General features: G+C 58.7%; 10 protein-coding genes and 1 pseudogene. 3 read left to right on the top strand and 8 right to left on the bottom strand.

The annotated features are described in order from the left end of the window. Positions 1 to 269 precede the first annotated feature (269 nt). The 3 genes from CXY80_RS19300 to CXY80_RS00970 form a co-directional block, all read right to left on the bottom strand. Positions 270 to 428 (bottom strand): hypothetical protein, encoded by a 159-nt coding sequence (locus CXY80_RS19300; protein ID WP_158251506.1) that lies wholly within the window; start codon positions 426 to 428, stop codon positions 270 to 272. 379 nt (positions 429 to 807) lie between these two features. Then, a complete protein-coding gene (locus tag CXY80_RS00975) occupies positions 808 to 2,139 on the bottom strand; it encodes an NAD(P)/FAD-dependent oxidoreductase (protein WP_104131243.1) in 1,332 nt (443 codons plus the stop codon). Between the two features lie 156 nt (positions 2,140 to 2,295). Beyond that, on the bottom strand, positions 2,296 to 2,787 hold the full coding sequence (locus CXY80_RS00970) for an alcohol dehydrogenase catalytic domain-containing protein (protein WP_158251505.1): 492 nt from the start codon (positions 2,785 to 2,787) through the stop codon (positions 2,296 to 2,298). A 134-nt stretch (positions 2,788 to 2,921) separates the two neighbouring features. On the opposite strand from CXY80_RS00970, the gene CXY80_RS00965 reads away from it, so the two are divergent. From CXY80_RS00965 to CXY80_RS00955, 3 genes are all read left to right on the top strand, one after another. Continuing rightward, positions 2,922 to 3,554 (top strand): TetR/AcrR family transcriptional regulator, encoded by a 633-nt coding sequence (locus tag CXY80_RS00965; RefSeq protein ID WP_104131241.1) that lies wholly within the window; start codon positions 2,922 to 2,924, stop codon positions 3,552 to 3,554. Between the two features lie 299 nt (positions 3,555 to 3,853). After that, positions 3,854 to 4,909 carry a 2,3-butanediol dehydrogenase gene (locus CXY80_RS00960; RefSeq protein WP_104131240.1) on the top strand — a complete coding sequence of 352 codons (1,056 nt, stop codon included), beginning with the start codon at positions 3,854 to 3,856 and terminating at the stop codon, positions 4,907 to 4,909. 338 nt (positions 4,910 to 5,247) lie between these two features. Beyond that, positions 5,248 to 5,664 carry a DNA/RNA non-specific endonuclease gene (locus CXY80_RS00955; RefSeq protein ID WP_104131239.1) on the top strand — a complete coding sequence of 139 codons (417 nt, stop codon included), beginning with the start codon at positions 5,248 to 5,250 and terminating at the stop codon, positions 5,662 to 5,664. Between the two features lie 26 nt (positions 5,665 to 5,690). Here CXY80_RS00955 and CXY80_RS00950 read toward each other — a convergent pair whose 3' ends face one another. The 5 genes and pseudogenes from CXY80_RS00950 to CXY80_RS20590 form a co-directional block, all read right to left on the bottom strand. Beyond that, complete coding sequence (locus CXY80_RS00950) at positions 5,691 to 5,783, bottom strand: helix-turn-helix domain-containing protein (protein ID WP_255411818.1); 93 nt, start codon at positions 5,781 to 5,783, stop codon at positions 5,691 to 5,693. Between the two features lie 22 nt (positions 5,784 to 5,805). After that, positions 5,806 to 7,223: pseudogene (locus tag CXY80_RS00945) on the bottom strand (IS3 family transposase). Between the two features lie 468 nt (positions 7,224 to 7,691). After that, positions 7,692 to 8,216 (bottom strand): hypothetical protein, encoded by a 525-nt coding sequence (locus CXY80_RS00940; protein WP_146070611.1) that lies wholly within the window; start codon positions 8,214 to 8,216, stop codon positions 7,692 to 7,694. 113 nt (positions 8,217 to 8,329) lie between these two features. After that, a complete protein-coding gene (locus CXY80_RS00935; RefSeq protein WP_104131237.1) occupies positions 8,330 to 8,722 on the bottom strand; it encodes a hypothetical protein in 393 nt (130 codons plus the stop codon). Between the two features lie 217 nt (positions 8,723 to 8,939). Then, positions 8,940 to 9,602 (bottom strand): MBL fold metallo-hydrolase, encoded by a 663-nt coding sequence (locus CXY80_RS20590; RefSeq protein WP_369828590.1) that lies wholly within the window; start codon positions 9,600 to 9,602, stop codon positions 8,940 to 8,942. Positions 9,603 to 9,860: the final 258 nt, after the last annotated feature.

Raw genomic sequence — 9,860 nt, 5'->3', positions numbered from 1 at the left:
ATTCGGCGGCCCCGAAACGCACTACTGACCGCATCACTCCGTGGCCCCCGAGGTCAATATCGATGGCCCCCAGCAGGGCTAATACTCAGTACCGGCGCATTTCACGAAAATAACGGCCAATCCGCTATCTATCTTGATACAACGAAGCCATGAATCCGAAAACCACAGCCTTGGGTAAACATCCCGCGCCTCCACCCAACCCTGCACAACCCGGTATGCGAGCAAGGCTCGGCACACTATCCACCGACGCGGACTGTGCGCGGCTTGAGTTACAACAGCTGCTGCAGCGCCCGTAAGATGGCGAGCTCCAGGGTCGCGAAATCATGAGCAGCAACGGCGGATGCTACCCCCTTCGTGGCAAACGGTGTGCGGCCGCCAGCATCTATCTCGCCGCCCTGCGTCAAGCCCAGACGGCTGGTATCGCTCACCTCGGCGGGACGTAGACATGAAGCCTTTTAGGCAGCATGCTTGCCTATCGGGACGCTGTGATTTGTCTCGCGCTACGCCTATTCACCCGCCATGTCGCCGGGTGTTTGCTCGTTTACGCGGACGCTGTATGGCAACCAGAAGCCCTGGCGAGGGCAGAACCTTTGGGGTCATCGCCGTGGTGCACTCCGTTCGAGACATGCCTCAACTTTGTTAGAGGAGCCGACGAAGCATGAGAAGACACGTTCTGGGTCTTCACGACCCCCTCGGTGAGTGTTCTAACGCCAACAGCTGGGCTCCAAGAGGTGAGCGCGGCCGTGGATTAGCGACAGTCGTGCTTACGGGTACCGAAGTTCTTAGTCCCGGTGCTGCGTGGAACTTTTATTTCTGTTTGGTTACAACGGGTGTGGTCTTGAGAAAGCTGGCGCGTGGGTTGCTGCGGCCAACGATCGGCGTCGTGTCCCCGCCGGCAAACAAATTGGTCACCCATCCGGCCAAGATGCGCATCTTGCGATTCGTGGTCGGCATAGCGTAAAGGTGATATCCGCGGTGAGCCAGCCACGCTGGTACATTCTTGAGCTTGATGCCTTTCACGATGCCTGCTCCCTTGCCGATGCCGAAGCTCGCGACCGTTCCAAGCGATTTGTGCCGATATTCCACGAGCGGTCGTCCGGTCATCATGGCGAGGATGTTAGCGGACACTCTTCCGGCCTGACGCACAGCATTCTGCGCATTCGGTGGATAGTAGGCCGGTTGTGTCGTGGCCAGTAGGTTCGGAACTTGCGCTCCGTCCCCGAGAGCCCACACTCCATCGATTTTGACGCCGCCGCTGGTCTCCACCTGAAGTGTGGCGTTGACGTTGACGTGGCCCTTGGGACCCAGAGGCAAATTCATCTCAGCCAGAACGGGGTTCGGCTTCACCCCGGCAGTCCAAACGATCGCGCCAGCTGGTATTGCCTCGCCATCGCTCAGGACGACATTGCCATCGATGCAGGACGGCATCGTCGTATTTAAGCGAATGTCAATGCCACGGGCACGGAGCTGGCCGAGAGTCCATTGTGAGAGTTCGGGCCCAACTTCGGGTGCGACCCGGTCGAGCGCCTCCACCAGGACGAAACTAAGCTCTTCACGAGAAAGTGAACGGTAACCATTTATCGCGGCTTTCGCGGCATCATCAAGCTCTGCCATCGCCTCAACACCGGTGTAACCTCCGCCGATGAAGACCGTGGTGAGCAACTTCCGACGCTCTGCCAAGTCCTGAACGCTAGCGGCGCGGGCAATGTTTCCCAGAATGCGGTCGCGCACGTACTGTGCTTCTTCAACAGTTTTGAACCCGACGCCGTTCTCAGCCAGTCCCGGTGTGGGAAAGGTGCGCGTGACCGCTCCAAGCGCAATAACAAGGTGATCGTAGGAAACTTTTTGGTGTTCACCATCTGGGGTCATCACCGTGACACTCTTACCGGTACTGTCCAAGCCGGTGACGGAAGCCTGGACGACGTTCGAGTGTCGGAGCGCCTTGTGCAAGGAGACAGTCACGTCGCGGGCCTGGATGTGACCGCCAGCGACTTCGGGCAGAAGCGGCTGATAGGTGTAATACGGCAATTCATCAATCAGCGTGATGTCGATGTGACGGGTCGCGTGCTTTTTCTGTAATTTCAGGGCGGTGGTCAGCCCGGCGGCTCCACCGCCGAGAATGACGATGCGTGTTGTCATGAGTGTGTCTCCTCCAACTGTGCTGAGTGCCAATGATGTTTTCTCATTGCCGGTCTCTTGGTGCAGCGCGCACTGACGCACTGTTTAAATATGGTGAAACAGCGGTTAATAACGTGGCGGCGTGTGTGAGCCTTCGTACCAGCGCCCGACCGGCGATCATCGGTGAACCCGCGACACTGCATACGGAAAAGGACTCTCTGTGTTCACGACGGCAGGCTGGTACTCATTCATACGTATGCGTTCGATGCATTCGTCGATACCGGAGGCCCGAACTATTGTGGTGCCGTTCGTTCTGATGCGGGCGTTCTCAGTTCCGCGGAGACTTAGCCCAGGGTTCGGGCAATCGAAAGTGCGGCCAGCTATGCAGTTCTCACCTGTCCCGCAGAACTGGATGAGAGAAGCAACGACATGACCTCCGACCGCCACTCCAGTACCTTCGCTTCCTACTCTTGAACCGATCCCAGCGATTTCGTGACCGATAACCGCTGGTGTCGGAAATCCGTAATCAGTCTTGACCATATGCAGGTCGCTGTGACAAAAGCCTGACGCTTTGACGTCGATGAGGACCCCTCCACCGATGGGATCGGCCGACTCGATGTTGTGGATTTTAAATCTTCGGCCGAAAACTGTGGATGCTGCTGTTTTCATTAATGACTCCTCACAAAAGATGAGCAGCATACGTTTGTTCCGACGTCCATGGCATGACGCGCTGTCCTAATATCAACTGTACGCCGTTCTGGACTAGAGTCCAGGAAACCTGGTAGAGGGCGTAAACTTTTTATATGGCCCTCTCAAATGCTGATTCCATTCGAAGCGGGTTGCAGACGTCGCAAGATCCTCGCGTTGGACGCAGCCGCGCAGCGATCATCGCCGCTGCGCGCGAACTCGCGGCCAAGGCAGCCTCCGGGTCGGTCATCACGGCATCTGACGTCATCCGGACCGCTGGTGTCAGCAAGGGATTATTTTATTCGCATTTCGCCAATCTCGACGAAGTCGTAACACTCATATTTCGTTCTGAGTTCGAACTCAACCGGCGTCTCTACCTAAACGATTACAACGATCCCAAGGTCAACCGGTTGCAGGCGCTGCGCAGCGCACAGGTACGCATCGTCAATCAGTTCACAAATAACCGTCCACTCTTCGCGGGCTTGGCCACTCAAAGCGGCACGGTTCCCATTCGAGCCGAAATGACACGGTCGCTCACCATCGAGATTTCGGCGACTCTCGCGACCTTGGACAGCATCCCTCCAGATGTACAAATCGACATCGTCGCTACCTACATCGTCGGTGGAATCACGGCCCTCATGAACGCCTGGCTCCTCGATGAGATCGTTGCCAGCCCTGACAAACTCGTCGAACACCTACTGCGACAGCTGCCCGCGTGGCTGTCCGCACCGCATAGCGGCTTTGTGTGACTATCTGCGGAGTACTTTTTACAATCAGTCGTTGAGCGGCCGCAGCGCCGAAGGCGCACCGCTTAGGTCTGGCGCAATTAATACTCAGAGCCGTGTTTTGTCGAACGGGCTTCGGGCAGTGCAACCCGAGACTTTTGATTAGTTAGCTTGAGGCGCGATTCGTAGCCGCAATAAAGATCGGACTTAGTTGCTGGTAATGGTGCGGCTATGGCAACTACCCTTGATAGTGCCGGCTTGCGTCATTAAAGTTCGGCTCGATGACGGCTCGACTTAGCCGTCCACGTCACAAGGAGGACTATATGAAGGCTGCACGATTTTATGCTGCTGAAGATATCCGGATCGATGACATCCCCGAACCCGAACTCCGACCCGGTGCTGTCATGGTCGACATCGCTTGGAACGGTATCTGCGGAAGTGATCTGCACGAATACCTCGAGGGACCAATTTTTGTTCCAGCCCCGGGTCACCCACACCCCATTACAGGGGAAGAGCTCCCCGTCACGATGGGGCATGAGTTCTCCGGAACCATCAGCGCTCTCGGAGAAGGCGTCACCGACCTTCAAATCGGCCAAAGTGTCGTCGTTGAACCTTACATAATCCGTGATGACGTCTCGATGGAACCCGGTGAGGAGTATCAACTGTCACCGGACACGAACTTCGTCGGGCTGGCCGGCCGCGGTGGAGGACTTAGCGAGAAAGTCGTAGCCGACAGAAAATGGATCCACCCCGTCGGGGACATTCCTCTCGACCAAGCCGCACTGATTGAGCCCCTCGCAGTCTCCCACCACGCATTCACCCGCAGCGGCGCAAAAGCTGGACAGGTAGCTCTCATCGGGGGCGCCGGTCCGATCGGGTTGCTGACCGCAGCAGTACTCAAGGCTGAAGGTCTGACTGTAATAGTGTCCGAAATCAGTGCCGTCCGAAAAGAGAAAGCGACCACAACAGGAGTTGCCGACCACGTCTTCGATCCGACCGAGGTCAACGTAGCTGAAGAGGTACGCAAAATAACCAACGGTAAGGGTGCTGACGTCGCCTTCGAGTGCTCGAGCGTCAACCCGGTCCTCGACATGCTTGTCGATGCGGTGAAGCCCACCGGCACCATCGTCAACGTATCGATCTGGGGACGGCCCGCGACGATCGACATGGTCAAGATCGTGACCAAGGAGATCGCTCTCATCGGCACTATGGCCTACGCACACGACCACCCCGCCGTCATCAAGCTCGTGCAAGACGGCAAAATCAAACTAGAACCCTTCATCACCAGCCGCATCGCACTCGACGATGTCGTCGAAGAAGGATTTAAGCGCCTCATCAACAACAACGAAACCGAAGTAAAGATCCTCGTCCACCCGTAGTCAAACGCGGCAGATCTCCGCAGCAGCGCCTCAAGCTCTACTGCGGAGAACCACGCCTAAAACGTAACCAGATTACTAAATGACGATCACTCCTCAGCTGGTAAAAAACCGCGGCACCGCCGGCTAAGACTTCGCGGTGGCGTTCGCGAGTAACTCAGAATTGTGATGTGCTCGTGCCGACTAAGCATAGAGCCAGCACCGAATGACGGCGTCGACCAGGCTGGATCCGCCCGTCAGGACAGTCCCAGCCTCAGTCTTTAGGTCGCAGTTCGCACTGTCAGTGCAGTTTGGTCTGCCAGGCTGGCCTTGGATTGCATGGTGCAGAGCTTTGTCAATTTATGACTACCGGCGGAAGCTGTCAAGCACGCACCAACGGTAACCGCATCAGTGTCTTCACCGCCCCCGTACTCTCAATCCAGGATCCGACGTACCGCGGCGTGAAGATCCCGCAAGCGTTCTGGAAGATCGCGGCATGGACCACGACCACGGGAGACTCCACCGTTCTGCACGCTGCCGGGTTCGTCCTCGACCTTGGCACGGTCCGCGCTCCAGCCCTCATCGACAGCACTCCCCCGCCGCTTGGACCGTACCGCACCTACCAGGTACCGATCGTCGACATCATCGACCTCACCGGGCTCAACCTGACCGCCCTATCCAAGGCAGACGTCTACGCCCAGGCCCCAGCTATCCGAGAAGGCACCGACCGTCGACAGCGCTGGGTCAAACTGATCGACACCGCAGGCATCCAGCTCTAATCCACACCAGATCATTTACAGCCAGCTCAGTCCCCGGCGCGGAGGTAGACATAGACGGTCTCGCGGCTGATCCCAAACTCACGAGCAAGCACAGACTTCGGCACACCGGAATTTGTCAAGGTGAATGAGGCCAGTGGGAGTTTAGGCGGCTAGTTCGAGCCCTTCATTCTCGATGGGTTTGGCGGCTGGTTTGTTGATCCATGCCGTCGCGGGAATGGACAGGATCTGCGGCGCCTTGTTGGTGCTGAATCGCTCTGGGAAGCGTGCGCGTGCCGCGTCCAGCGTCGCTGCTCGTTCGGTGGCCTTCGCCTCGGCGAGGCCGTAGTGAACGTCGGCTGGGGTGTTGAGGCCGATCCCGGAGTGGCGATGTTCGTGGTTGTAGCCGTCGACGAACGAGGCCATGAACGTCTTCGCGTCGGCGAGGGAGCCGAAGCGTTCGGGAAACGTCGGAGCGAATTTGAGGGTCTTGAACCACGCCTCGCTGTAGGGATTATCGTTACTCACCCGAGGCCGCGAGTGCGACTTGGTGACCTCCAGATCAGATAGCAACGCCGCAACGGTCTTGGATGTCATCGACGTGCCTCGGTCAGCGTGAACGACCTGCGGGACGCCGTGAATGCCGAAGATTTCCTTCATCATCTCCACCGCCAGCTCGCCCGATTCCGACGCGTGAACATAGGCGCCGACGATGTAGCGGGAGTAGATATCGATCATCACGTAGGCATCGAAGTACTTTCCCTTGATCGGGCCGGCGAGTTTCGTGATGTCCCACGAGTAGACCTGGCCCGGGCCTGTGGCGATCAGTTCCGGGATCGCCCGGGCCGGGTGGCGCGCCTGTCGGCGGCGGTCCTTGACCTGCTGATTCTCGTTCAACACCCGATACATCGTTGATATTGAGCACAAGTACGTGTCCGCATCGAGCAGCTGGGCGTAGATCTGAATCGGCGGCAAGTCCACGAACGGCTTCGAGTTGACGACGTCCAGGATCTCGCGACGGGCTTCGTCGCCGATCCTATTGGCCGGAATCATCGCCGGCCGACGCACCGGAATGCGGCGCTTGCGCGTGGCTGTCGCTCGAGGGATTCCGACCAGGTCCGCCGCGACGCGAGTCGAGATGCCTCGGCTGGCCAGTTCGCGGTAGGCGGTCATTACGGCAACGCGCACGGTGTTTCGTCCCGCGNCGGTGTTTCGTCCCGCGAGCTCTTCGAAAGACTTTCGAGTAGCTCGTGCATTTTTGACATGATCTCCAACGCCACCCCCGTCGTTTCCAACCGCTGCTCGGTCTTGCTCAGCTGGCGGCGCAGCCGGGCGATTTCCGCTTGTTCCGGCGTTAACCGGCCAATCTTCTCCCCGGGCTTCTTCCCCGCGAGAACACCAGCGTCACGCAGCTTTCGCCACTCCGTGATCTGCGAGGAGTACAACCCTTCGGTGCGCAGATACGCGCCGCCCTCGTTGTTCTTGATGGCCGTGTCGTACGCGGCGAGGTAGGCAAGCTTCTGCGCTGGGGTGAATGACCTTCTCGAGGTCGGGCCACCAGCTCGGGGTCCGGGACTACTCATATGACTATCGTCGCGCACTGCGCTCAAAGACGGACTGGACATGGTGATGATTCCTGATTCTCGCCCTACATCAAACGGCGAACTTGCTGTTAGCTACTGGCCTCACCCAACCCTGACACGTAGGGCATCGACTTGGTTTTCTGCGCTAGCTTAAAGCAGGTAGTCAGCGTCTTGTATCCTATGGGTTGCGAGGCGTCTCGTCGGCTCGCGCTGCGGTTGCACAAGTAGCGATTTCGAGCGCGTGATGGCGAATCATTACGCTTGATCCGCCTTGAGCCGGTAGTTCCCGTTTCTGGCCGGGTGTTTGAAGTTACAAAGCGTTCGGGGTACCCGTTAGGTGACGATCAGTCGGAACTTGACGAGGATGTCGACGCCGAGGTAGCGGCGGCCGTCGGCTCATTCGTCGGTCCATTCGTCGGTCTGTTCGGCGAGTACGACCGACCGACGAGGGACTTCATCCCGGCATTCTCACCGGCGGGTGAAGATCTGTTCTACCGTCGCTATTTCCGCGGTAACGTCGCTCTCTAGCGTACTGGTCATGACGAGCTTGTCACTCTCGCATCCCACCTCGGCGGTGGTGTCCGGCGTAGGCGTGAAGTCCTGCTCGTCAGTCGTTGTTTCGCCGCCTTTCGCGACCGTTGTCGTTCCGGAACCCTTCGTCCAGACAACCTCGCCGTAATTCAGTTCGGAGTCCTGGACGCTGTATCGCTGTTCCGCGGATCCTTTGATGACCTGGTCAACGGTTGCCTCGACACCTTCCACGACAGTCTTCATCGAACTGGTCACATCCACCTGGACCATTACAGTGTCGTCATCAAAGATGATCGTGTAGTTCCCGGTAGTCGTATCCGCGGTGGAGTTCGCCTCCGCTGACGCGACAAAGTCAAGGTCCCACGTCCCCAAAAGGCAGGAACTACCATCTGTGGATTGACCACCGTTAGATGCGCACCCTGTCACCGAACCGCCAATCAGGCCAAACGCTGCGATGGCCATGGCAAGCCTGATCAAGCGGGGCCGGGGGCCTATCGCGCGCTGTGCGCGTGCGCGGTGAGCTTGCGCGCTGAGCTTTTCGTGCCCTCGAAACATCGCTGCGTATCCGGGGGCTTTCAACAAGAGATCATCCCGATATAGCTGTTGCCAACGTTCACGTGGATGATCCAACTCGTCGATCCGTACGGTGTCACAACCTTGCACGTGCCGTCGACAAAAAAGTAGTCCGGCTTGAGTTTTATCGAAACGGACGAGCAGTTGTACCAGGTAAGCGTGAAGTAGTTGTCGCCGCCGTAGCTGGCGTTTTCACCGCACCTGAGAGCGGCCGTAGTGACGTCAGTTGTCACCTCGGTGACCGCGGCATCGAGGTTATCGTTGGTCGCGGACTGGTCCTCGACCAACTCAACTGTTATGGTCACAGCCTCGCCGGGCACCACTTCAATGGATTGTGTCGCGCTCGGCACAAACGTGGCCGGCTCCTCCGCCATCGCCGCGGTCCCGCCAAACACTGCCAAACACTGCCAGCACGCCGCCGATCGCTAGATCCGCTACGGCCCGTGCAACTCTCATAATTTGACCCCTGCCATTTTGATGGTCTGAACGGCGCCAAAGAAGCGTTCTGCGTGATTTTTGAGTTTTCGCAGACGCTTCGCCTTCTTGCGAGCCGCATTGTCATAGGCCGATATTGAGCCGAGAACCAAACTGCGGCGCAAATCGCTTCCTGGTCTAGATCGTAGCGAATGTCAACTGCACCGTATGTAGGCTTTTCGGTGGACAGGCACGCGATGTACTCCTCGCCAAGAAGGGCGCGAACCAGGGGTCAAGCCCCCGGGATGTGGTGTAGCGGTCGGTGATCGGCCCACGGACGGTGGGGTGGGGTAGCAGTCGCTTCGAGTCCGTGGCAACCTCGGTGTACTGCGAGCTGGAGTGCACCGCGGGGTAGGCCCACTCTTCAGCGTTAGTGAGTGCCTGCTCGACGTCGTGGCCGGCTCGATAGTGCCGGCCGAGTTCGGCAGTCTGTTGGAGCACCGCGAACTGGGCGACGCCGAATCCGCGCGAGATCGACCGGCCATGTCCCGGGATGATGATGTCCGTTCTCCGACCTGGGTGAGGAGCGCCGCGAGCGTCCGCGGCCACCGGATGGGGAAGCACCCCGAGCCGTACATTGGCGGCCCGGGCTCTTCCCTCACGTCCCCGACGATCCACGCGTCGGTGAGAGTCCGACACGAAGTGTTGGTTTCCGAAGGTGTGGACGTAGTGCGCATGCGTATTCACGACCCACCTGACTTCGCCGAGCCGCTGCACGTCGGCGTCGATGCGAGCTGCCACGGCTGGCGAGCTACCCGAGTCCACAAGGAGCAGCCCCCGTCGCCCTCGTGCGACCGTCATGGAGATGTCATCATCCGGGTACCGCCGAGAGAACACGTCGGGGACGATCTCGTTCCAAGCCATTCAGTCGATACTTCCACAACGCGCCGATCCTTGGCATCTCACGAGCTGGATGGCGACCGGGACACCCGAGCAGGCGATCGTTGGCTCTCGCTCCGTTCCAGATGGGGAACCCTGAGCGGGCAACTCAACGGAGTGCACTGCCTGGAAATTCCCCGGTTCGGTCAGTACGGTTACGAATCAACGAACGCCCGGTGG

This window comes from Cryobacterium sp. M91, assembly GCF_002929615.1.
Lineage (GTDB): Bacteria > Actinomycetota > Actinomycetes > Actinomycetales > Microbacteriaceae > Cryobacterium > Cryobacterium levicorallinum.
Note: the sequence above shows the minus strand (reverse complement) of the source record. Positions and strands in the feature narration are given on the sequence as shown.

What these genes read in the sequence shown, in the direction of transcription:
- CXY80_RS00955 (WP_104131239.1), top strand. Translation starts at nt 5,248, where the DNA reads ATGACTACCGGCGGAAGCTGTCAAGCACGCACCAACGGTAACCGCATC.
- CXY80_RS20590 (WP_369828590.1), bottom strand. Translation starts at nt 9,602, where the DNA reads ATGACGGTCGCACGAGGGCGACGGGGGCTGCTCCTTGTGGACTCGGGT.
- CXY80_RS00970 (WP_158251505.1), bottom strand. Translation starts at nt 2,787, where the DNA reads ATGAAAACAGCAGCATCCACAGTTTTCGGCCGAAGATTTAAAATCCAC.
- CXY80_RS00965 (WP_104131241.1), top strand. Translation starts at nt 2,922, where the DNA reads ATGGCCCTCTCAAATGCTGATTCCATTCGAAGCGGGTTGCAGACGTCG.
- CXY80_RS00975 (WP_104131243.1), bottom strand. Translation starts at nt 2,139, where the DNA reads ATGACAACACGCATCGTCATTCTCGGCGGTGGAGCCGCCGGGCTGACC.
- CXY80_RS00940 (WP_146070611.1), bottom strand. Translation starts at nt 8,216, where the DNA reads ATGGCCATCGCAGCGTTTGGCCTGATTGGCGGTTCGGTGACAGGGTGC.
- CXY80_RS00960 (WP_104131240.1), top strand. Translation starts at nt 3,854, where the DNA reads ATGAAGGCTGCACGATTTTATGCTGCTGAAGATATCCGGATCGATGAC.